The sequence below is a fragment of the Kerstersia gyiorum genome, from assembly GCF_004216755.1.
GTDB lineage: Bacteria > Pseudomonadota > Gammaproteobacteria > Burkholderiales > Burkholderiaceae_B > Kerstersia > Kerstersia gyiorum.
The window spans coordinates 511,348-532,078 of sequence record NZ_SGWZ01000001.1; the positions used below are offsets into that span (position 1 = coordinate 511,348).

Annotated in this window: 21 protein-coding genes; 7 read left to right on the forward strand and 14 right to left on the reverse strand. The window is 62.2% G+C overall.

All coding sequences use genetic code 11. From position 1 onward, the window contains the following. Positions 1-19 precede the first annotated feature (19 nt). From EV679_RS02325 to EV679_RS02340, 4 genes are all read right to left on the reverse strand, one after another. Positions 20-799, reverse strand: coding sequence for a GntR family transcriptional regulator (locus EV679_RS02325; protein ID WP_068375451.1), 780 nt, complete (start codon positions 797-799; stop codon positions 20-22). 126 nt (positions 800-925) lie between these two features. Further along, on the reverse strand, positions 926-2,044 hold the full coding sequence (locus tag EV679_RS02330) for an aromatic ring-hydroxylating dioxygenase subunit alpha (RefSeq protein ID WP_068375454.1): 1,119 nt from the start codon (positions 2,042-2,044) through the stop codon (positions 926-928). A 342-nt stretch (positions 2,045-2,386) separates the two neighbouring features. Then, positions 2,387-2,887 carry a DUF3237 domain-containing protein gene (locus tag EV679_RS02335; protein ID WP_130486432.1) on the reverse strand — a complete coding sequence of 167 codons (501 nt, stop codon included), beginning with the start codon at positions 2,885-2,887 and terminating at the stop codon, positions 2,387-2,389. Beyond that, the gene (locus EV679_RS02340) at positions 2,884-3,585 is read right to left on the reverse strand and encodes an ABC transporter substrate-binding protein (RefSeq protein WP_068375459.1); all 702 of its coding nucleotides are present in this window, start codon (positions 3,583-3,585) and stop codon (positions 2,884-2,886) included. The genes EV679_RS02335 and EV679_RS02340 overlap by 4 nt, the downstream gene beginning before the upstream one ends. Positions 3,586-3,644: 59 nt before the next feature. On the opposite strand from EV679_RS02340, the gene EV679_RS02345 reads away from it, so the two are divergent. Next, the gene (locus tag EV679_RS02345) at positions 3,645-3,959 is read left to right on the forward strand and encodes a DUF1153 domain-containing protein (RefSeq protein ID WP_068375548.1); all 315 of its coding nucleotides are present in this window, start codon (positions 3,645-3,647) and stop codon (positions 3,957-3,959) included. Positions 3,960-4,312: 353 nt separating this feature from the next. Continuing rightward, positions 4,313-4,648, forward strand: coding sequence for an integrase core domain-containing protein (locus tag EV679_RS17795; protein WP_242611411.1), 336 nt, complete (start codon positions 4,313-4,315; stop codon positions 4,646-4,648). Positions 4,649-5,088: 440 nt separating this feature from the next. Here EV679_RS17795 and EV679_RS02355 read toward each other — a convergent pair whose 3' ends face one another. From EV679_RS02355 to EV679_RS02385, 7 genes are all read right to left on the reverse strand, one after another. Continuing rightward, positions 5,089-5,277 (reverse strand): hypothetical protein, encoded by a 189-nt coding sequence (locus EV679_RS02355; protein ID WP_127775344.1) that lies wholly within the window; start codon positions 5,275-5,277, stop codon positions 5,089-5,091. Next, entirely contained in the window at positions 5,274-5,849 is a 576-nt protein-coding gene (locus tag EV679_RS02360) for an ATPase (protein WP_193755141.1), read from the reverse strand. Before EV679_RS02360 ends, EV679_RS02355 begins: the two co-directional genes overlap by 4 nt. A gap of 188 nt (positions 5,850-6,037) precedes the next feature. Beyond that, a complete protein-coding gene (gene hemB, locus EV679_RS02365) occupies positions 6,038-7,054 on the reverse strand; it encodes a porphobilinogen synthase (RefSeq protein WP_068367619.1) in 1,017 nt (338 codons plus the stop codon). A 135-nt stretch (positions 7,055-7,189) separates the two neighbouring features. Then, positions 7,190-7,813 carry a ribosome biogenesis GTP-binding protein YihA/YsxC gene (gene yihA / locus EV679_RS02370; RefSeq protein WP_068367617.1) on the reverse strand — a complete coding sequence of 208 codons (624 nt, stop codon included), beginning with the start codon at positions 7,811-7,813 and terminating at the stop codon, positions 7,190-7,192. 59 nt (positions 7,814-7,872) lie between these two features. After that, complete coding sequence (locus EV679_RS02375; RefSeq protein WP_130486433.1) at positions 7,873-8,964, reverse strand: Rpn family recombination-promoting nuclease/putative transposase; 1,092 nt, start codon at positions 8,962-8,964, stop codon at positions 7,873-7,875. Between the two features lie 156 nt (positions 8,965-9,120). After that, positions 9,121-10,665: a flavodoxin domain-containing protein gene (locus EV679_RS02380; protein WP_130486434.1), complete on the reverse strand. Its 1,545-nt coding sequence runs from the start codon at positions 10,663-10,665 to the stop codon at positions 9,121-9,123. Between the two features lie 5 nt (positions 10,666-10,670). Then, entirely contained in the window at positions 10,671-11,096 is a 426-nt protein-coding gene (locus EV679_RS02385) for a PAS domain-containing protein (protein ID WP_068367609.1), read from the reverse strand. Positions 11,097-11,375: 279 nt separating this feature from the next. Between EV679_RS02385 and EV679_RS02390 the strand changes: the two genes are divergently transcribed. Continuing rightward, complete coding sequence (locus EV679_RS02390; RefSeq protein ID WP_068367607.1) at positions 11,376-11,939, forward strand: Rrf2 family transcriptional regulator; 564 nt, start codon at positions 11,376-11,378, stop codon at positions 11,937-11,939. A 52-nt stretch (positions 11,940-11,991) separates the two neighbouring features. Here the strand turns inward: EV679_RS02390 and EV679_RS02395 are convergent, their stop codons facing one another. Both EV679_RS02395 and lysA read right to left on the reverse strand, forming a co-directional pair. Beyond that, a complete protein-coding gene (locus tag EV679_RS02395; RefSeq protein WP_207224885.1) occupies positions 11,992-12,966 on the reverse strand; it encodes a DUF6607 family protein in 975 nt (324 codons plus the stop codon). Positions 12,967-13,238: 272 nt separating this feature from the next. Next, positions 13,239-14,552 carry a diaminopimelate decarboxylase gene (lysA, locus tag EV679_RS02400; protein WP_130486435.1) on the reverse strand — a complete coding sequence of 438 codons (1,314 nt, stop codon included), beginning with the start codon at positions 14,550-14,552 and terminating at the stop codon, positions 13,239-13,241. A gap of 179 nt (positions 14,553-14,731) precedes the next feature. On the opposite strand from lysA, the gene cyaY reads away from it, so the two are divergent. Then, on the forward strand, positions 14,732-15,064 hold the full coding sequence (cyaY, locus tag EV679_RS02405; RefSeq protein WP_068367603.1) for an iron donor protein CyaY: 333 nt from the start codon (positions 14,732-14,734) through the stop codon (positions 15,062-15,064). A 111-nt stretch (positions 15,065-15,175) separates the two neighbouring features. Here cyaY and EV679_RS02410 read toward each other — a convergent pair whose 3' ends face one another. Continuing rightward, positions 15,176-17,632, reverse strand: a complete 2,457-nt coding sequence (locus EV679_RS02410) for a penicillin-binding protein 1A (RefSeq protein ID WP_083969389.1) — start codon at positions 17,630-17,632, stop codon at positions 15,176-15,178. Between the two features lie 125 nt (positions 17,633-17,757). On the opposite strand from EV679_RS02410, the gene EV679_RS02415 reads away from it, so the two are divergent. From EV679_RS02415 to EV679_RS02425, 3 genes are read left to right on the forward strand one after another with little or no spacing between them, the layout of a single operon-like run. Next, positions 17,758-18,414: a shikimate kinase gene (locus tag EV679_RS02415; RefSeq protein ID WP_068367601.1), complete on the forward strand. Its 657-nt coding sequence runs from the start codon at positions 17,758-17,760 to the stop codon at positions 18,412-18,414. Between the two features lie 28 nt (positions 18,415-18,442). Next, the gene (gene aroB / locus EV679_RS02420; RefSeq protein ID WP_068367600.1) at positions 18,443-19,534 is read left to right on the forward strand and encodes a 3-dehydroquinate synthase; all 1,092 of its coding nucleotides are present in this window, start codon (positions 18,443-18,445) and stop codon (positions 19,532-19,534) included. A gap of 11 nt (positions 19,535-19,545) precedes the next feature. Next, on the forward strand, positions 19,546-20,709 hold the full coding sequence (locus tag EV679_RS02425) for a deoxyguanosinetriphosphate triphosphohydrolase (protein ID WP_130486747.1): 1,164 nt from the start codon (positions 19,546-19,548) through the stop codon (positions 20,707-20,709). Positions 20,710-20,731: the final 22 nt, after the last annotated feature.

The window sequence follows — 20,731 nt, forward strand, 5'->3', positions numbered from 1 at the left end:
TTCCTGCCAGGACGGAAAATCAGGTCTTGCGGCGTATCAGGGGTACGCCTATGGTTTGTGGAGACAGCGCCGGCACGGCGTCGGGGTTGTGCAGCACGCGCTGGAAATTGTGCTGGGCGATGCGGGAGTGTTCACGCATGATGATTTCCGCGCGAGCGCCTTCGCGTGCCTCGATGGCGTCCAGTACCCGCCAGTGCTGGTACTGGGCGACAGCCAGCAGGTCGCGGGCATTGGGCGATTCGGCCTCGGCGATGACAAATCCGGACGGCGAGGCAAACGGCAGGCTGATGACTCGCTCCAGTTGCCGCACGATGGTTGGGCTGTCGGCCATTTCATGCAGCAGGGCGTGGAAGCGTTCGTTCATGACCACGTACTGAGAGAAGGTATCGTCACTCAGCGTAGGCGCACGCAGCCATTCGTCGATATGCACCAGGCAGCGGCGCGCTTCCTGCAGCAAGGTGCCGGATACGCCGCGCTCGGCCGCCAGGCGTGCCAGCAGGCCTTCGAGCATGCCGCGCAGTTCGATGGCATCGGTCACATCGCGTTCAGAGAAAATCTTGACCGCGTAGCCGCCGCTGGGCAGCGTTTCCAGCAGGCCTTCTTGTTCCAGGCGCATCAGCGCGGCGCGGATGGGCGTGCGGGAAATGCCAAGCTTTTCCACAATGGTCAGTTCGGCGATACGACTGCCGCCGGGCAGGGTGCCGGCCAGGATCAGTTCCCGGATCTGGCGCTGCGCCTTGACGGTTTGCGAAGTGCTGGCGGCAGTGTTGTCGCCAGGGTTGCGGAGAGCGGTGGGCATGTTTCATTCCTGCGGTGTAAGGTAAGCCGGTCAGCAGGGTAACCGCCTGGACGTGGCAATTCCATGGGATGGCGCAGCTATTTTGCCTGCGCGTCCTGCCTCACGATACCCGTGCGCATGTGGTGTTCACGCCACCTGGCGGATGGGGACCACGCTGGCGCGTTTGCTGCCCGTGGCTTCCTGCTCGACCAAACCGTCGATCAGGCGCCGCGCCCACATGGAACCGGCGTCGATATTCAGGTTGTAGAACTTGTGGCCGGGGCGGGCGTCGATGGCGCGCTGCTGGGCTTCGAGCACCACTTCATCCTCACGGAAAATCGAAGAAACCCCTTCGCGCATCTGGTGTGTCAGGCGCTGTTCGTCCGTCAGGTAATTGCGCGTGATGGCCCAGAAGTAATGGCAGGTGCCATCCGTTTCCGGCGTAATGGTATTGAGCACGAAGCCATTGACGCCGCAGCTGCGGTCACCGGCATTCGGGTCGCCGGCATTGCCGCCAGGCGGAATGGCGCCGGTGCCAGTCTCGGCAACGCCCACATCAATGGTGACCGTACAGGGCGCTTCGAAGCGGATGATCTGCCAGCGGTCCACCGGGCCGGTGTAGCCGCGCGCCTGCTTGATTTGCCCGGCCCAGAACGGCGGCGCTTCGATGTTTTCCATCCAGCGCGTCACCGTCGCAGTGCGGTCGCCGTGGGTGGCGACAAAGGGCGCTTCCGCGACGGCGCGGTTGCCGATGCTGGAGCCATGCACAAAGGTTTCGTGCGTCAGATCCATCAGGTTGTCGATCACCAGGCGGTAATCGCACTTCACCGAAATGCGCTTGCCGTCGCCAGCCCATTCAGGGTGGTGGTTCCAATGCAGGTCGGGAATCAGCGCAGGGTCGGCCTTGGCCGGATCACCGGGCCATACCCAAACAAAACGGTGGCGCTCCACCACTGGGAAAGTGCGCACACAGGCCGAAGGGTTCAGTGTTTCCTGGCTGGGCATATGGGTGCAGCGGCCCGCCGAATTAAACACCAGGCCGTGATAGCCGCAGACCAGCTCATCGCCTTCCAGGCGCCCCATGGACAAGGGCAGCAGCCGGTGCCAACAGGCATCTTCCAGCGCGGCGACCACGCCATCGGTGCGGCGGTAGAACACCATATCCTGCTTGCAGATGGTGCGGGCCAGCAGCGCGTGCGTGATCTCCACGTCATAGGCGGCGGCATACCAGGCATTAAGGGGAAAGGCCGGCTTGCGTTCGCTCATGTTTTGTCTCCCGGAAGGGTATTGGATATGTTGTATACATAATGTATTCATCCTGGGTCGGGAATGACAATGGGGTGAGTGTGAATTCGAGGGTAAGCGAGAGCTAGGGAAAACCTTTATCTTGATGTTTTTGAGTATTTTTTTCCTGGGTATAAGGCGTTTTTGATGAGATGCAATGCAGATTTCCAATAAGTTGAAATCAACTGGTGAGGATCAATGCTTGCCCTGTTGTCTGAGTTTTTAGGAGGTTATGTATACATTATTTGGGCGGTGAGTCAGGCCCAGAACAGGCTGTGCCGTCTGCGGGACGGTGCGAGCGGTGTTAAGAAGGCATTGCTGCCTTCATGTGACGGCGTAGATTTCTAGATAGACGTCTGTTGGCTGGCGGGTGCCGCTGCCTAGAAACAGGCTCTCATTGAGCCAGCGCAGGCTGTTTTGCTGCGTTTCAAAGCGTGGCTGGCAGCGAAAATAAACCTGCGCGGGGTCAACGGCATCGCCCGCCAACAAACGGGCGATGACATCTGGCGGGCCGTGGCGAATGGCGGTGTTGTCAACATAAATCAGGTCGCCCGCATCGGTTTCCAGCAAATAGCGGGCATTCAGGCAGGCAACGCCGTCTTGCCTCAGCAACTGAAAGTCGGCGCCAGCAGGCAAAATCCGCGCCTGCCACTGGCCGCTCGGGTGGACGCAACGGGCATGGCCGCCCAGGATAGGCACGACACGTCTGCGCCCGCTGCCATGAGCGGAGTTCACCCAGCCGACGTCCTGCGCTTCACCGACATCGACAGAAAGCGTCATGGCGGGAATCAGGCCAGGCGACGGCAGATGCAATGTTGTTGTCATTCCGCCAGCCTCCAGGCATTGTGTCCGATGCGGACCAGAACCTGTGTGTCATCACCGGCGCCATTGTGGTCATCAGCCGACATGCTGTAGCTGCCTTCCGGCGTGGTGACACCTTGCATGGTTTCGAGCGCGTCACGAAGGGCGGAACGGAATGCGGGTGTACCGGGTTGCGCGTGCGCCAAGGCCTGGGGCACGGCGTGATCCAGCCACAGCATGGCGGTCCAGGCGCTGGCGCCGAATAAAGAGCGTGACCCAGGGCCATGGGCGGCTTCATAGCGGTTGACGTAATCGACTGCTGTGGCTTTGCTGGAATGGGTGTCTGGCAGTTGCTCTGCAACCAGAACCGGCCCGGCTGTTAACAGCGTTCCTTCCAGGATCTTGCCTCCAACCCGCAGAAAGTCAGCATTGGCGACCCCCTGGGTTTGGTAAATCTGGCCGCGGTAGTTGCGTGCCGCCAGTTCCAGCTGAGGGAGGGCGCCAGGCGTGCCCGCACTGAAGATGTAAATCGCGTCTGGCTTGCCTGCTATGAGTTTCAAGGCCTGGGCCGTAAAGCTGGGATCTGTCTGGTTGTAGCGTTCCACGCCGGTCAGCTGAACGCCATAGTGTGGCGCGGCCTCCGTCAGGGCTTTCAGAAAGCCATCACCATAGCTGGTGGTAATCGCGGCGGCGCCCAGGCGGGTCTGCTGGTTTGCTTGCATATGCGCCAATGTAATGACCCAGTGAAAACCTGCTCAGGTCATAATCGAGGAAAGAAGACATGAGCAAGACGATGGAAGAAGACATCAAACGCTGTACGGCCAAGCGTAAAAGCGCGTTGGTATTGGACATCATCCAGGGCAAAACGACGGTTTCAGAAGCGAGCCGACAGTACGATCTGTCGCCATCGGAAGTCGAGCAATGGGTCGATGATGCCAAACGGGGCATGGAGAATGCCTTGCGTGCCAATCCTTTGGATATCAAGGAACAGTACGAGCGCCAGCTAAAGGATCTGCAGGAAGCGTACGGCGAAGCGATGCTGGAGCTGCGTGCCCGAAAAAAGCTTCAAGCCCTGCTGGACGAGGAAGGGAAATGATCCTTCGCGTGCAGCAGGGCCTGGCTGCTGAGGGTTTCGAGGTGTCGGTGTCGAAGCTCTGCCGCTGGTTTGGTGTGCCGCGTCGAACGGTGATGACCGACCGGTGAAGTCGGCGCCGAAGGTCGATTCAAAGTATGTCGAACCGATCAAAGCGATGATCGAGGAGTCGCCGTCGTTTGGGTACCGGACGGTGGCCTGGCTGCTGGGATTCAACAAGAACACCGTCCAGCGCATCTTCCAGATCAAGGGCTGGCAGGTGAGGTGCGCAAGCGTCCGATTGGCTTCAGGCCACGGATCCAGGCATTACCTTCAGCGGCAAGGCCTGCACGGCGGGCAGTGCCCTGGAACACGCCTTGATCGCCCGGTTCGGTACGCTGGGACGAGTGCCGGTGCCGTTCCTGCTTCGGTCAGATAACGGGCTCGTTTTTACGTCTCGTGACTACACCGCGTTGGTGCGCAGCTATGGCCTGCGCCAGGAGTTCATCACGCCACACTGCCCACAGCAAAATGGCATGGTCGAACGCGTGATCCGCACACTGAAAGAGCAATGTGCACATCGCCACCGCTTCGAAACCCTGCAGCATGCCAGCCGCGTGATTGGTGACTGGATACGCTTTTATAACCATCAACGGCCCCACCAGGCACTGAAGATGAAAACCCCGGCTCAAGCCTACGCTTTAGCCGCATAAGTTGAGCAGGTTCTGCTGGGTCATTACACTGGTGAGTTCGGGGCCGGTTCAGGCGAAGGTTCTCAGGGCGAGATACCTATATTAGATAAAAATGGTTCCGATAATGAAACGCATTAAGATAATGGCGCGGTTTGCAGGACGCGGATGGGGCCAGGGGGGACCGAAACGATGTTTGACCGCGTCATAGGCCTGCCATGGCGCACGGATGGTCTTTCTATCCGGGGAGGGGCGGGCGGGGCGCAAGTGTGCCTTGGGCACGCTTGTGCCGCATCACGTCATGCTAGTGCGGAATGAGGCTGAATCGGGCAGCGGCGTGCCAGAGCAGCCAGGAGATTGGCGGGACACGTGCCTGGGCACGCGCAAGGCCATGCGGGAAGGCGGGCAGGCCTGGCCGGTTTATTTGATGGGTCAGTGTGGGGTCTTGACGGCGGAAGGCGGTTTCAGCGCTGGCGCGTTTGCCGGCGCAACTGCTCGGCAGAGACTTTGACCAGTTTGCCGTGTTCCACCAGAACAATGGCGGTATTGGTTTGTATGGCGAGTTGCCTGGCGGCTTCGGCCGCACGTTGCAAGGCAGCCATGGATGCCCGCAAGTCCGGGTTCTTGGCGGTCGAGATGTCTGCGTGGCTCATGAATTTTCTCCCCATTCCAATAATATAGGATGGCTACCGGAATTATCATACAGCGCCCAGTCATCGACTTGCTGGCGATAGTGCTGGATAAAGTTTTTCATGCCAGCAATAAAGCGTCTGCGAATGACGGGTTCAGGAATATGGTGGCCGCCTTGCCTGACTCTTTCTGCCACACGGGCGACTGCTGTGTCGGCATCGGACAGACTGAGAAAATACAGGCTGACGCGGTAGCCCAGCGTTTGCCAGCGTCGGATGTGGCGCAGATAACCATGGCCCGATAGTGTCGTTTCCAGCGCGAAGCTGGCGCCATCGGCGACGGATTGCTTCACTTCTTCGAGCATGAGACGGCCTGCCTTGATGGCAGCGGCTTCTGGTTCAAAGGGTGAGAGCCCCGCAGCGATAAGATCCGCGTTGATGAAGCGCAACACCCCGGCTTCGGCAGGCAGGAAAGAACGGGCGAAGGTCGTTTTACCTGCCCCATTTGGGCCAGCGATGATGATGATCTTTTTCCCGTTGTTCACGCAGTCCTCTTGATACGAATGCGCGCCCTGCTGTTTTTGCAGGATCTGCATGGACGCGCGCCATGCGGCGCGGAGCCTGCGCGCGGCAAGCATATTGTTGCTGTGGCGTGTGCCGCGGGCCTGCCTGATAAGCACTGCCTCAGCGTGCCGATATTAGGCTGTTCCTGCATTCACGGATAGGGCCACAGGCCCCAGGCGGCGCGATGGCCGCCCGAGGGCCTGATGGGTACCGTATCTATCTATGCGCGTTGCAGCAAGCGCGCGGCATCCAGCGCGAAGTACGTCAGCACGCCATCGGCCCCGGCGCGTTTGAAACCGAGCAGGGATTCCATGACGACTTTGTCGTGGTCTAACCAGCCGTTCTGGGCGGCGGCTTTGATCATGGCGTATTCACCGCTGACCTGATAGGCGAAGGTGGGGACGCGGAAGGCGTCCTTGACGCGGCGCAAGACGTCCAGGTAAGGCATGCCGGGCTTGACCATGACCATGTCCGCGCCTTCGCGCAGGTCGGCGGCGACTTCGCGCAGGGCTTCGTCGATGTTGCCTGGGTCCATCTGGTAGGTTTTTTTGTCGGATTTGCCGAGGTTTCCGGCCGAGCCGACGGCGTCGCGGAAGGGCCCATAGAAGGCGCTGGCGAATTTGGCCGAGTAGGCCATGATGCGGGTGTTGATGTGGCCAGTGTCTTCCAGCGCCTGGCGGATGTTGCCTATGCGGCCGTCCATCATGTCGCTGGGGGCAACAATGTCCACGCCGGCATGAGCCTGGGTGAGGGCCTGGCGCGTGAGCATTTCGACGGTGGGGTCATTGAGGATGTGGCCCTGTTCGTCGATCAGGCCGTCCTGGCCGTGGCTGGTGTAAGGGTCCAGGGCAACGTCGGTCAGGATGCCCAGCTCCGGGAAGCGTTGTTTGAGCGCACGGACGACACGCGGCACCAGGCCGTCAGGGTTGGCAGCTTCCACGCCGTCAGGGGTTTTCAGCGCCGGGTCGATGACGGGAAAGAGCGACAGGACGGGAATGCCGAGTTTGACGCATTCTTCGGCCGTGCGCAGCAGGCTGTCGAGCGTATGGCGGACGACGCCGGGCATGGAGGGCACGGGTTCGTCCGGGCCAGTGCCGTCGGCCACGAAGACGGGATAGATCAGGTCATCGACACTCAGGCTGTGTTCACGGACCAGGCGGCGGGAGAAGTCATCGCGGCGCAGGCGGCGCGGGCGGGACAGGGGAAAGTCGGCGGTGTAGGAGGGGGTGTGCGTCATGGCGGGCTCCAGGTGAGACCATGGGTTCATGGTGGCAGGCTGGGGCACCGGAGAAGCACGGCGGCGGCAGCCTGTGCGGTGTGAGGCAGCCGGTGCGCGGAAACGATGATCGCACCGGCGGGTAAATAGCCGTGTTCAGGGCACGAAGGTCGGGGAAATCCAGTTCTGGATCAGCAGCGTCGCTTCTTCCAGGCCGATGCGTTCGGGGGCGGAAAACGGCACCGTGTGCAGGGCGCCGATGTCGGCCAGATCCTTGCGCGCGGCATAGACGGCCTTGATGCGCTGGCCATAGGGCAGTTTGTCAGCCTTGGTGAGCAGTGCCAGTACCGGCCGGCCAGTCGGGGCGATCCAGTTCACCAGACGCCGGTCCAGTTCGGTGACGCCGCGGCGGATGTCTATCAGCATTACGACGCCCGCCAGCGATGTGCGGGTGTGCAGGTAGCCGCCCAGGACATCGGCCCACTCCTCGCGGGATTTCTTGTCAACGGCGGCATAGCCATAACCCGGCAGGTCAACCAGATAACCCAGCTGGGCGCCGGGTTCCAGCGGGTCGGGGATGCCGAACAGATTGATGAGCCGCGTGCGGCCGGGCGTTTTACTGGAAAAGGCCAGGCGGCGCTGATTGGTCAGCACATTGATGGAAGACGATTTGCCGGAGTTCGAGCGGCCCACGAAACAGACCTCGGGTGGGCCGGGCGGCGGGAGCTGGTCCAGCCGGGCGGCGGAAACCGTAAAGGCGGCACGATGCAATAGGGACACGGGAAAGCCTGGAAAAAGGGATAGTGCGTATTGTAGTCTGGCCAGCGCCTGCCGCCGGATCAGTCGAAGACTTCCTCCAGGGTTTGGGCATCCAGCAAGCGTTCGGACCATCGGCACAGCAATGGGATCGGTGCTTGGCCCAGCTTTGCCACCACGTCCGGCGGCAAGGTTCCGAATTTTCGTTGAAGAAGCCGTTGCAGGATGGCGACGCTTCCTTCGGTCAGGCCTTCGGTGCGGCCCTCAATCCTGCCTTCGGTGTGGCCCTCAATCCTGCCTTCGGCTCGGCCCTCAATCCTTCCTTCGTTTCGGCCCAATGTTCGCCCTTCCAGCCGACCTTCTCGTCGGCCTCGTCGTATGCCCAGCCGGTGGGCTTTCAGTTCCTCGTATTCTTTCCAGGTATAGCGTTTGGTACGCAGCAGGGTGTTCAATTCCATCAGATCCTCGAATGGGGGTATCGCTTGATCCGGCAGGTTGCGGGGCAGTAGCACGTGCTGTAGCCAGGCCAGGATGGCGCGGCGGGCTTCCTGGTACTGGGGGGCCTGCATCAATCGACCTAGCCGGTCGATGATGCGGGTGGTGTCATGCAAGCCATGGTTGTGCTCCAGCCGGAAGATCAGGCGGGCCAGGCTATCAGTGGGTAGTAATTGATTATGCGCTTGGGTACGGGCGTCTATCAACAGGTAGCGCTGGCGCGGCTGATAGGGGGTCAGGGGTGGCGGCACCGGGTCGATGAGCTCGGCCAGGTCGCGGCGCGCATGCCAGGGACGCACACCAGTGTGTATGACCAGCGGCACTACGGCGGGCAGGGTTTGCCGGGCCTTGAGGGGGGTTCTGGCCAGCAGGTCTTCATACAACAGGCTGCGGTAGGTCGTCAGCCGCAAGGCCATGGCGTGGTCGGTGCGCGACTGGAATTCGAGCATGAGTACCAGGAACAGCTCATGCCGGTCTTTGCGCGGAATACGCCAGATCATGTCACCATGGCGGCGCTGCAGGGTGTTGCTGATGAGTTCGCTGCGCACCGGTGTCATGTGTTCCAGGGCCAGGATATCAGTCCAGCCCCCATCCAGCGCCGGGACGATATCGCGCAGCAGGCTGCTGACGATGCAGGGTTGGCTGAACAGTAGTTTGTAGCCGTGGTCGGAGAGGGCCATGTGGGTGTCCCGTGAACAGGGATGCCCACCATAGCCGGGGCGGCGCGGCTGGCGTTGCCGTTGTGAAAGGGTTCGTCCAGGGCGGGTTCTGCGCCTTGCCAGGCTGGTTTTGCCTGGCTGCCGTCGCTAGTTTGTGCCGCCGGATAGCCGGCAGCGCTAGTACAGTTCCCGGTGCAGTCTGCCCGTGCGTCCCAGCAGTTGCCAGCCGGTTTCGTTTTCGCCCAGGCCGGGCAGTCCTTCCATGATGCTGTCCACCGCACCGGCGACGGCCTGTTCCAGGTGCCGCTTGTTGCCGCACAGGTACAGATGGGCGCCCTGGGCCAGCATGTTGCGCAGGTAGCCGCTCTGGTCGGCCATGGCATGCTGGACATAGTATTTGGCGCCGCCATCGCGTGAAAAGGCGGTATAGAGGTCGGACAGCGTGCCGTCATCGAGCATGGCGCGCAGTTCCTGGCGATACAGGAAATCCTTGTCGCTGCATTTTTCGCCGAAGATCAGGCAAGTGTCGCGCCGCTTGCCACTGGTACGTATGTCACGCAGCAGGCCCATCAGGGGCGCGATGCCGGTGCCGGTGCCAACCAGAATCAGTGGAATGCTGGTATCGCGCGGCAGGTGGAAGCCAGGGTTGGCGCGGCAGAAGACACGTATCGGATCGTCGCTGCGCAGCAGCCAGTTGGTGGCGCAGCCACGGTGTGTCCTGCCATTGCGTTCATGGATGACTTCCCGGATGCAAAGATCGACATGATCGCCACCCGCGGAAGCAATGGAATAGGCGCGCGGCAGGCAGGCCGGCAGGGCGCAGTTCAGCAGGGCTGCCAGCGGCACAGTCTGCGGGGTGCAGAAATCCTGCAGCAGATCGAGCAGGTCGGCGCCCCAGAGATAGCTTTCGAGTTCCTTGCGCTGGCTGATTTTCAGCAGGTCCTTCAACTGTTCATTGCCCGACAGCCGGGCCAGTTCGCGCAGCAGGCCTTTGCCGAGCTGGCGCAATTCCTTGCCTGCCAGCGCCTCTGCCGCCTCAGGTGTTCCATACCAATCCGCCAGGCCTTGCAACAGTGCCGGGTCATTCTCCGGCATGACATAAAGATTGTCGCCCGCGCGGTAAACCATGCCGCTGCCGGTGATGTCCAGGCGGATATGCCAGGCGCCGGGCAGGCTTTGGTTGAGCTGGCGGCGTTCGATGATACTGGCGGGAAATGCGGTGTTTGCGCCGTAGGCAGTCACTTGCAGCCGCAGTGCCTGGCCGGCCTGCGCGTTGCCTGCCAGCACTTGCTGCAGCACCGGTGTCCAGCGTTCGAAGAAGTCTTCGTAGCAGGCGTCGGCATCCACGCGCGGAATGCTGGCGTGCGCGCCACGTTCGCTCAGTGCCTGATCCAGCGTTTTGGTGAAGCCGCAGAAATTCGGGTAGGCGGTGTCGCCCAGTCCGAAAATCACGTAGTTCAGGCCATCCAGGCGCTCGGCCTGCTGTACCTGGGCCAGGAAGGTTTCGGCGTTGCCTGGCGGGTCGCCATCACCGAAAGAGCTGGAAATGACTGCCAGCAGGGTGCCGGCAGGGAGACGGGTGGGCTCGATGTCGTTGAGCGCCCGAACCTCAGGCGCATAGGCCTGCAGCGCGGGCAGGTCGCCCAGGCGCCGGGCCAGGGTACGGGCATTGCCGGATTCCGAGCCGTAGCCGATCAGCAGATGTTCGATGATGGCGGGCATGATGCTTACTTGTCGTAGTACTCGTCGAATTGTTCCTTGGAGAATTCTACCGACTCGAAATCCTGCATCAGGTCGTTGATGACGCGGCGGATGCTGATGTAGGAATTGATATTGCCTTGTTCGTCATACAGGGGTTGTACGGTGGTGTCCACAACATAGACGCCGCCGCCCTTGCCGACGTTGGGGATGATGCCGGTCCAGATCTTGCCGGCCTTGATGGTGTCCCACATGTCCTTGTAGACGGCCTTGGGGACGGCAGGATGGCGCACCAGGCTGTGCGGCTGGCCGATCAGTTCCTCGCGGGCATAGCCCGTCAGCTTGCAGAACAGGTCATTGGCGTAGGTAATGTTGCCTTGCAGGTCAGTGGTGGAAATGACGGCTACGTTTTCCAGGGCGGCCAGCAGTTTGGAAGAATCGAGGGTTTGGCTCATGGTAGTTCCTTGCTTGGGGTGGGTGACGGCTGCCACGCCAGGACGGGGTTCAAACCCGCACCGCCGCGGCCGGTGAAAATATCTTTCGGGCACGCTGCATCATAAGATGCATTTTCTATATATCTTATAGCCGATGCATTTTAAGATGCAAGAAAAATACATCTTTTGATGCGAGGCGGCCACAGCCGCGGTGCGGCGCTGGCGCCTGGCGGGTGATTTGAGTACCCTTGGGATTTCCGGCCGTGCCACGGCTGGCCTGCCGGAAGCGATGGAATACCGATGAGATTGACGCTGAAAACGGACTATGCCTTGCGCACGCTGATGTATTTGGGACAGCAGCGTGGCCGCCTGACGTCCATTGCGTCGGTAGCGGAGTTCTATGGCATTTCCGAGAACCATCTGGTCAAGGTCGTGCACGAACTGGGCCGCAAGGGCTTCATCGAAACCTTGCGCGGGAAGGGCGGGGGCATCCGCCTGTTGCGCCAGCCGTCTGACATCATCATCGGCGACGTGGTACGGGCCATGGAAGACGACATGGCGCTGGTTGCCTGCTTTGGTCCGCAGGAGCCCGAGCGCGCTTGCCTGCTGACTGATTCCTGTAGCCTGCAGGGCCTGTTGCATCAGGCCCTGCGAGCCTTCATGGCAACATTGGACGCCCGTAGCCTGGCGGATATGCTGGGCCATGCTTCCGCGCAGCGTGCGGAAGGCATGATTCCCCTGCAGGATGTGATGCGCGAGATCCAGGCGCAACGTCCCGGGAAGACGTCCGCGCCGGCCGTGGTTGACGATGCGTCTGGCAGTACGGTTGTTGGCGCTGCGGGGCAACCCGGCGACACGGCGTAAACGCCGCACCAGCCTTCATGAGCGGCGCGGACGGCGGTAGTGAGCCAAAGGCTCAGGGTGCGGCCACCCAGGGCTCGAACAGTTCCACGATTTCGTCCGTGCCAACTTCGCGATTGCCTTGGCGGGCCGCTTCGGACTGCCAGTACATCTTCCAGATCATGTCCATGCCGTCAATCGGATACAACAGGCGTATGCCGTCGTTCATGTCGGCGCGGCGCTGCCATTCGGCACGGATGCGTTTCCAGTAGTCGCGGCTATTGTCGTTCCAATAGCGGTAGCCACTATTGAAATTGAAGCCTTCAATGCGCTTGTAAGTGTTGACGCCGTGTTCCTGCACCAGCGTGGCGACTTCCTTGCCATGCTCGCGGACGACCTTGCGGTTGTCCTGTTCGTGCAGCCAGCCGTTGCGTGTAATGCGGTGGCGGTTGACCATGCCCACGGCGTTGTAGTCGCTGCGGGTGCTGTATTCGCGGCGCGGCAGTGGCCGCCAGCCGGGGTCGGACGTCCACAGCGGTTCGCCGCTGTCGTAGGTCCATTTGCCGGTGCCGCAATAGCGCGGCGCATCGCTGACTTCATACACGCATTGCGTCCAGGCGCCGGCCGTCAATTCGGCAGGAATGGCTTCCCGGCGCCAGGTCTGGTCATCGGTGAACACCAGACGGGTAGGGGCCTCGTAGTGCCAGTCCTGGCGCCAGTGCTTGATGACGAAGCCCATGGTGCGGTGTACCAGCAGGTGCTGCAGGATGATGTCCTTGCCGTTGTCTTCTTCGACCAGTACCAGTTCGAAGGCGCCGCTGCGCTTGGGGGGCTTGGGTTCATAGCCCGGTGCGGGGTCGGTTTCGTCGAAGGCGAAAGTGACTTCATATTCGCCCTGCATTGCCAGGATGGCCTGACGGTCGCGCTCCAGCCCTTGCTGGGCCGAGATGGCCTGCAACTTGGCGGGGTCGTCGATGGTTTTGATACCGGAGGTGGAAAGACAGCCGCTGAGCGATAGCGCGGCAGCGAGCAGGGAGGCCAGACGTAGCATGCTTCTTGATGTCCAGGTGATGCCAGAAGGAATAGGGCGCCGGCCGGGTGATAATGCCGAGACGTCGCGTCATGGAACGAATCAGGATCACGCTATGAAAAGCGTTCTCATTATTCGGGCCATATGATAAACGGGATCATTCTGTAGGCAATAGCATCCTGTCCGGCCAGGGGTAGTTCATACGCCCCAGGGGAAGCCGGACAAGAAAAAACCGGCAGAGGCTGCCGGTTTCTGAAAGGCCGGGTGTGCGCCCGGCGGGCTCACGCGTGGAGTCAGGCGTCTGGCGGCAGGATTTCGCCGGCGAACAGTTGCGGCACCTGCTCGCGCTCGCGGATCAGATAGGCCTGGGCGCCATCCACCAGCACCTCCGCGGCACGGGGACGGGTGTTGTACTGGCTGCTCATCACGAAGGCATAGGCGCCGGCGGATTCCACTGCAAGCAGGTCGCCCTGGCGCAACGCCAGTTCACGGTCGCGTGCCAGCCAGTCGCCGCTTTCGCAAACCGGGCCGACGATGTCGTACAGCTTGGCGCTACAGCCCGCCGATGGCGCACGCACCGGCAGCACGCCGTGCCAGGCGTCATACAGTGTCGGTCGGATGAGGTCGGTCATGGCGGCATCGACAATGGCGAAGTTCTTGGCTTCGGCATGCTTCAGGTACAGCACCTCAGTGACCAGAATGCCGGCATTGCCGACCAGCGAACGGCCCGGTTCCATGACCAGCTGCAGGCCGCCATGGCCGCGTGCGGCCAGGCGCAGGAAGACTTCATCGAGCAGGTCGCGCAGCGACAGCGGCTGTTCGTCGCGGTAGCGGATGCCCACGCCGCCGCCGATATCCAGGTGGTGCAGGCGGATGCCGTCAGCAGCCAGGGCGTCGATCAGGTTGATCAGCTTGTCCAGCGCATCCAGATAGGGCGAGATTTCCGTCAGCTGGGAGCCGATATGGCAATCCACGCCGACAATCTCGAGGCCCGGCAGCGCGGCAGCCAGGCGATAGGCTTCCTCGGCTTCCTCGATGGCGATGCCGAATTTGTTTTCCTTCAGCCCGGTGGAGATATAGGGGTGGGTATGAGCGTCGACGTCCGGGTTCACGCGCAGCGATACCGGTGCGGTCAGGCCCAGCCGGGTGGCAGTAGCCGACAGATGGCGCAACTCGGCCACTGATTCGACATTGAAGCTGCGCACGCCAGCGCGCAGGGCGGCTTCGATTTCCCAGGTCTGCTTGCCGACGCCGGAGAACACGACCTTGCCGGGATCGCCGCCGGCAGCCTGCACGCGCGCCAGTTCTCCGCCAGAGACAATATCGAAACCCGCGCCCAGGCGTGCGAATTCGCGCAGCACAGCCAGGTTCGAATTCGCCTTCATGCCATAGCACACCAGCGCATTGCGGCCGTCGATGGCATCCTCGAAGCGCTGCCAGGCGGCACGCAGGGCCGCGCGGGAGTACACGTATAGCGGCGAGCCATGCTGGCGCGCCAGGTCGCCGACGGGTACGCCTTCGGCATGGAGCTCGCCGTGCTCATAGTGGAAATAGGGGGCGCCGACGGGTTCGGGCAGGGAGGCGGGAACGCTGGTGGGTTGGCTCATGTTGCAGTGGAAGAGGTGGTCGCAGTCTGGGATTGCGAGGTCGGCAGGGACAGGGGGCCTTTGTAACCGCACGCGAGCAACTGCCCTATCAGGACGATGCTGGCTAAAATGCGGCAGGCCGAGCGTAAGCGGGCCAATGTGAACACTGGAAACTCCGTTAATGCGTGCAAGGTACGATTATGACTGAAACTGAATTCCTGGCGCGAGCCCATGCTGTGCTGGAAACCATAGAACGGCAGGTGGATGACTGGAATTCCACAGCCGATGTCGATATCGAAGCCAGTTTCAGCGGCAATGTGCTGACGCTGGTTTTCGAAAATGGCGAGCAAGTCGTCATCAACAGCCAGGCCGCCATGCGGGAAATATGGGTGGCGGCCCGTAGCGGCGGCTTCCATTATCGCCTGGTGGACGACAAGACCTGGCAGGACACGCGCGGCGGTCCGAATCTGGAAGACGCGCTGTCGCAAATCTGTTCGAATGCCAGCGGCGAAGCCTTGACGCTCAAACTCTGAGCAGCAAGGGCCGGGCATTTGAAACGGGCCACCATGGCGCCATTTCTGGCGTCATGGTGGCCCGTTGTGTTCTGGCGGCAAGGCTGTGCCGCCGCCAGAACAGGTCCGTCATCAGTTGTTGCGTTCCAGGCGGTTCAGCAACTGGCCCAGTTCGTCATTGCTCATCGAGGGCTGGTTCGTATCAGCATGGATGGGAATGGCTTCGCCCTCGGCCGTCGGCAGGTTCATCAGGAACTCGCCCAGGGTGTCCGGCGTCGGCAGGCCGACGCTGGCAATGGATTGCCCTGGCGGGAACTCTGCGAAGTAGATGTCGCCGTTCTCGAAGATCAGGCCATCGGGTTTGGACAGGCGGCTTTCCGGCTTGCCCTTGAGCGCTTGCGACATGAAGCTGACCCAGATCGGCATGGCGACGCCGCCACCGGTTTCACGCGAGCCCAGCGAGCGCGGGTTGTCAAAGCCCATCCAGGCGATGCCGGTCAGGTGGGGCGTATAGCCGGCGAACCACGCGTCGTGGGATTCGTTCGTGGTGCCGGTCTTGCCGCCGACGTCGTTGCGGTGCAGCGCCGCCCGTGCGCGGGCCGCCGTGCCCGACGTGGCGACGCCACGCAGCAGGTCATCCATGACATAGGCTGTGCGGGGGTCTATCACGCGGGCCTGCACATCGCCGGCGACGGCCGGGTTGGCACGCATCAGAATCTTGCCTTCGCTGTCGGTCACGCGTTGAATCAGGTAGGGCTCGACACGGTAGCCGCCATTGGCGAAGACCGAGTAGGCACTGGCCAACTGCAGCGGCGTTACGGCACCGGCGCCCAGCGCCATGGGCAGGACGGCGGGATGGCGGGCCGGGTCGAAACCGAAGCGGGCAATGTATTCCTGCGCGTAAGCCGGGGTAATGGCCTGCAGGATACGGATGGAAACCATGTTCTTGGACTTGTAGAGCCCGGTACGCATGGTCAGCATGTCCTCGTAGCCGCCGCCGTAGTTCTTGGGATTCCACGGGCGTGAGCCGGTCTGGGCGGCCGTCAGCGTGAATGGCTGGTCGGAAACCTGGGTGCCCGGCGTCAGACCGCGTTCCAGCGCGGCGGCATAGATGAAGGGCTTGAAGACCGAGCCCGGTTGGCGCCAGGCTTGCGTCACGCGGTTGAATTTGCCTCGGTCGAAGTCGAAGCCGCCGACCATGGCGCGAATGGCGCCATCATCCGGCGACAGTGCGACGAAAGCCGCCTGCACCGCTGGCATGTTGATCACTTCCCAGCCGTCGCCATTCTTGTGCAGGTGCACGACCGAACCACGGCGCAACTGTTCTTCAGGCTTGGCGGTGCTCGACAGCGCGCGGGCGACGATGGCCAGCGTTTTTTTGTCGGTGATCGTATGGATTTCCGCGGCATTGCGTGCCACGCGGATTTCCGTCGGGCTGGCGGACAGCACCACGCCGGTCAGCAGGTCATCGCTGTCCGGGTACTGTTCGATCACGCCGTCGAGGAATTCGTCGAATGCCGTGGCATTGTCTTCCAGACCTTCCGGCAGGTCCAGTTGGGCTTCGGGGCCGGGGTAGCGCGAGCGGCGGGTGTAATCGAGCACGCCGTTGCGCAAGGCGCGGTAGGCCTGTTCCTGCTCCTGCGAGGTTACCGTGGTGTAGACATTCAGGCCGCGGCCATACAGGTCGTCCTGGTAGATGTCGAACAGCAGTTGGCGGGCCAGTTCGGCCACATACTCACCGTGCACGGCGTAACCGCCGGAACGTGAACCCTGCATGGAGCGCAGCTCAATGGGCTGCGCCATGGCGGTCTGGTATTCGGCCTCGGTGATGTAGCCGAGCTGGCGCATGCGGTTCAGCACGTAATGCTGGCGTGTCGTGGCGCGGGCCAGGTTGGCGATCGGGTTGATGCGCGACGGCGCCTTGGGAATGCCGGCCAGCATGGCGGCTTCCGCCGTCGTGATTTCCGACAGCGGTTTGCCGAAGTAGGTCCGTGCGGCGGCGGCAAAGCCGTAGGAACGGTGGCCCAGATAGATCTGGTTCATGTACAGCTCGAGGATCTGATCCTTGGTCAGGTTGGCCTCGATCTTGAACGTCAGCAGCAGTTCGTAGAATTTGCGCGAATAGGTCTTGTCGGATGACAGATAGAAGTTGCGCGCGACCTGCATCGTGATCGTGCTGGCACCCTGGCTCTTGGACATGCTGAGCATGTTGGTCAGGCCTGCGCGTGCCACGCCGCGCCAGTCAATGCCGCCATGATGGTAGAAGTTGTCATCTTCTGCGGCCAGTACGGCGGATTTCATGACATCCGGGATTTCGTCGATGCGCAGCACATTGCGGCGTTCTTCGCCGAATTCGCCGATCAGGACGTTGTCCGCGGTATAGACGCGCAGTGGCACGCGCGGCCGGTAATCGGTCATCGCGTGCAATTCTGGCAAGTTGGGCCAGGCCAGCGCCAGCGCCAGGCCGACCAGCAGCGCGACAGCCACGCCCAGGCCGGCGCAGAGCACAGCTGTTTTCATCAGGAAACGGCCCAGGGAAAACTTGCGGCGGGGCTTGTCGGGGGATTTCGAAGTGGCGGTTTTACTCATGACCGGGGATTTTAAAGGGCAGGCGACGACAGGACGGGCAAATTTTCGTTACGGCGCCCGGAATATGCTGTCCCGATCGCGCAGTTTAGCCCCCGCGACGCACGCCGCGATGGGATAATGTGCGAATGAATGCAATTTCTTCCTTGCCACCGGATTCGTCACCGGCGGCTTCATCCTTAGATGGCGAACGCGTAACTTGGTTGCATCATGACCTGCCGATTTTTCTGGTAGGCATGATGGGCGCGGGCAAAACCACCATAGGCAAGCGGCTGGCGCGTGCCTGCGGCAGGGATTTTCTCGACCTCGACCATGAACTGGAAGCCCGCTGCGGCGTGCGCGTGCCCGTCATTTTCGAGATTGAAGGTGAAGCTGGTTTCCGGCGGCGCGAAACCGCGGCCCTGGAAGAATGCACGCGTCAGCGTGGCATCATCCTGGCGACGGGCGGTGGCGCGCCGGTTGCGCCGGAAAACCGTGCGCTGCTCAGGCAGCGGGGTATTGTCGTCTATCTGCGCGCATCCGTCGATGAGTTGTGGCGCCGCACCTGCTCGGACCGCAACCGACCGTTGCTGGCGACCAGCGACCCGCGCACGACGCTGCGCGACTTGCTGGCCCGGCGCGAGCCCATCTACGAGGAAGTGGCAGATATCGTCGTCGATACCGGCAGCGTCTCGATTTCCCAGGTTCTGAAGAACCTGGTGCCGCTGTTGCAGAATATCGAAAAGGAAATCAGCCTGGCCCCGCCCGCCAGCGCCCAGGCCGGCCCGGCGCCTGGCCGCGAGTAAAGAACAGAACTGTCATTGAGAAGAGCACATGAACGTCGTTACCGTTGATACCCCTGGGGGCCAATATCCCATCACCATTGCGCCGGGTCGCCTGGACTCCCTGGCGGCGGCGATTCCGGCGGACGCGACGCGCGTGGCGCTGGTGACGAACCCCACCATAGACGCGATTTATGGCGACCGCGTGCGCCAGGCCCTGGCGGCCAGCGGCAAGCCTGTGTTCGATGTGATGTTGCCCGATGGGGAGCAATACAAGACCTGGGAAACGCTGCAACTGATCTTCGACGCCATGCTGCGCCAGAAATGCGATCGGCGCGCCGTCATCGTGGCCCTGGGGGGCGGGGTGACGGGCGATATCGCCGGTTTCGCGGCGGCATCCTACATGCGCGGCATCCGTTTCGTGCAGGTGCCCACCACCTTGCTGGCACAGGTGGACTCCTCGGTGGGTGGCAAGACCGGCATCAATCATCCGCTGGGCAAGAACATGATCGGCGCTTTCTACCAGCCGGTGGCGGTGGAGATCGACACTGACGTGCTGCGCAGCCTGCCAGCCCGGGAAATTTCAGCCGGTCTGGCGGAAGTGGTGAAGTACGGCCTGATCCTGGACCGCGAATTTTTTGACTGGTGCGAGCAGAACGCCCAGGCCCTGCGCGCGCTGGAGCCGCAGGCCATGGGCTACGCCATTCGCCGCTCCTGCGAGCTGAAGGCCTGGGTGGTGTCGCAGGATGAACGGGAATCGGGCCTGCGGGCCATCCTCAACCTGGGGCATACCTTCGGGCACGCGATCGAGGCCGGTCTGGGCTACGGCAAGTGGCTGCACGGCGAGGCTGTGGGCTGCGGGCTGGTGCAGGCGGCCGAGCTGTCTGCCGAGGTGGAAGGGCTGCCGCGTGCGGATGTCGAGCGCGTGCGCCAGGTCGTGGCTGCGCTGGGTTGCCCGGTGCAGGCACCGGACCTGGGCGAGCAGCGCTGGTTCGATCTGATGAAGGTAGACAAGAAGGCGGCGGCCGGTGAAATCCGTTTCGTCCTGACGCCGGAAATCGGGCGGGCCGTTACGCGCACCGCGCCGGACGATGCCGTGCGCGCCGTACTTTCGCGTACCGTGGCCGACGGAGCGTTGGCGTGAGCGCCGAGCGCCTGGCCAGGCTGTTGCCCGCGCCGGGCGCCAACGGCCTGGGCGCCTATGCGTGCGACCCTGGCCGAACGCGTGGCCGGCGGGTGCCCGAGGCCCCGCCATCAAACCGCACCGAGTTCCAGCGTGACCGCGATCGCATTATCCACGCCGGCGCATTTCGCAGGCTTGAATACAAAACCCAGGTTTTCATCAATCACGAGGGTGACCTGTTCCGCACCCGGCTCACGCATAGCCTGGAGGTCGCGCAGATCGCCCGCACGCTGGCGCGCAGCCTGCATCTCAATGAAGACCTGATCGAGGCCATTTCCCTGGCGCACGATCTTGGGCATACGCCCTTCGGCCATGCCGGGCAGGATGAACTCAATGCCTGCATGCGCGAGCTTTCGCCGGAGGCGGGCGGTTTCGAGCACAACCTGCAAAGCCTGCGGGTTGTCGATGAGCTGGAAGAACGCTACGCGGAATTCAAGGGCCTGAACCTCTGCTTCGAAACCCGTGAAGGCATTCTCAAGCATTGCTCGGTGTCGCATGCGCGGCAACTGGGCGAGGTCGGCCAGCGTTTCCTGGACCGAACGCAACCTTCGCTGGAGGCCCAACTGGCGAATCTGGCGGATGAAATCGCCTATAACAACCACGATATCGACGACGGCCTGCGTTCCGGGTTGGTGCAGTTGCCGCAGTTGCGCGAAGTGCCGGTATTCGGACGTCATTATGCCGAAGCCTGCGCGCGCTACCCGGATTTGCCGGAGCGGCGGCTGGTGGCTGAAACCATACGGCAGATGATAGGCACCCTGATCCTGGACCTGACGGTGGCGACGGCCGGGCGCATTGCCGAACATGCGCCGGACTCCATCGAAGCCGTACGCGCCGCGCCCTTGCTGGCGGGCTTTTCACCGGCATTGCGGCGCGATAGCGATGAACTCAAGCGCTTTCTGTTCGAGCACCTTTACCGGCACTACAAGGTCATGCGCATGACGGGCAAGGCGCGCCGCATCGTGCGCGAGCTTTATGCTGCCTTCCTGGATGACCCGCGCCTGTTGCCGCCGGATTACCGGCGCCAGTGCAAGGCAGAGCAGGCCCGCGCCATTGCTGATTACATCGCTGGAATGACGGACCGCTATGCCATGCGCGAGCATGAACGGTTGTTCGATATGCGCAGGGTGGAGTAGCCGGGCAGGGCTGCCCGGCAGC

Bases quoted from the DNA above. Each gene is read 5' to 3' on its own strand.
- EV679_RS02325 (WP_068375451.1), bottom strand. From the start codon at position 799: ATGCCCACCGCTCTCCGCAACCCTGGCGACAACACTGCCGCCAGCACT.
- EV679_RS02330 (WP_068375454.1), bottom strand. From the start codon at position 2,044: ATGAGCGAACGCAAGCCGGCCTTTCCCCTTAATGCCTGGTATGCCGCC.
- EV679_RS02335 (WP_130486432.1), bottom strand. From the start codon at position 2,887: ATGACAACAACATTGCATCTGCCGTCGCCTGGCCTGATTCCCGCCATG.
- EV679_RS02340 (WP_068375459.1), bottom strand. From the start codon at position 3,585: ATGCAAGCAAACCAGCAGACCCGCCTGGGCGCCGCCGCGATTACCACC.
- EV679_RS02345 (WP_068375548.1), top strand. From the start codon at position 3,645: ATGAGCAAGACGATGGAAGAAGACATCAAACGCTGTACGGCCAAGCGT.
- EV679_RS02355 (WP_127775344.1), bottom strand. From the start codon at position 5,277: ATGAGCCACGCAGACATCTCGACCGCCAAGAACCCGGACTTGCGGGCA.
- EV679_RS02360 (WP_193755141.1), bottom strand. From the start codon at position 5,849: ATGCAGATCCTGCAAAAACAGCAGGGCGCGCATTCGTATCAAGAGGAC.
- hemB (WP_068367619.1), bottom strand. From the start codon at position 7,054: ATGACGCACACCCCCTCCTACACCGCCGACTTTCCCCTGTCCCGCCCG.
- EV679_RS02375 (WP_130486433.1), bottom strand. From the start codon at position 8,964: ATGGCCCTCTCCGACCACGGCTACAAACTACTGTTCAGCCAACCCTGC.
- EV679_RS02380 (WP_130486434.1), bottom strand. From the start codon at position 10,665: ATGCCCGCCATCATCGAACATCTGCTGATCGGCTACGGCTCGGAATCC.
- EV679_RS02385 (WP_068367609.1), bottom strand. From the start codon at position 11,096: ATGAGCCAAACCCTCGATTCTTCCAAACTGCTGGCCGCCCTGGAAAAC.
- EV679_RS02390 (WP_068367607.1), top strand. From the start codon at position 11,376: ATGAGATTGACGCTGAAAACGGACTATGCCTTGCGCACGCTGATGTAT.
- EV679_RS02395 (WP_207224885.1), bottom strand. From the start codon at position 12,966: ATGCTACGTCTGGCCTCCCTGCTCGCTGCCGCGCTATCGCTCAGCGGC.
- lysA (WP_130486435.1), bottom strand. From the start codon at position 14,552: ATGAGCCAACCCACCAGCGTTCCCGCCTCCCTGCCCGAACCCGTCGGC.
- cyaY (WP_068367603.1), top strand. From the start codon at position 14,732: ATGACTGAAACTGAATTCCTGGCGCGAGCCCATGCTGTGCTGGAAACC.
- EV679_RS02410 (WP_083969389.1), bottom strand. From the start codon at position 17,632: ATGAGTAAAACCGCCACTTCGAAATCCCCCGACAAGCCCCGCCGCAAG.
- EV679_RS02415 (WP_068367601.1), top strand. From the start codon at position 17,758: ATGAATGCAATTTCTTCCTTGCCACCGGATTCGTCACCGGCGGCTTCA.
- aroB (WP_068367600.1), top strand. From the start codon at position 18,443: ATGAACGTCGTTACCGTTGATACCCCTGGGGGCCAATATCCCATCACC.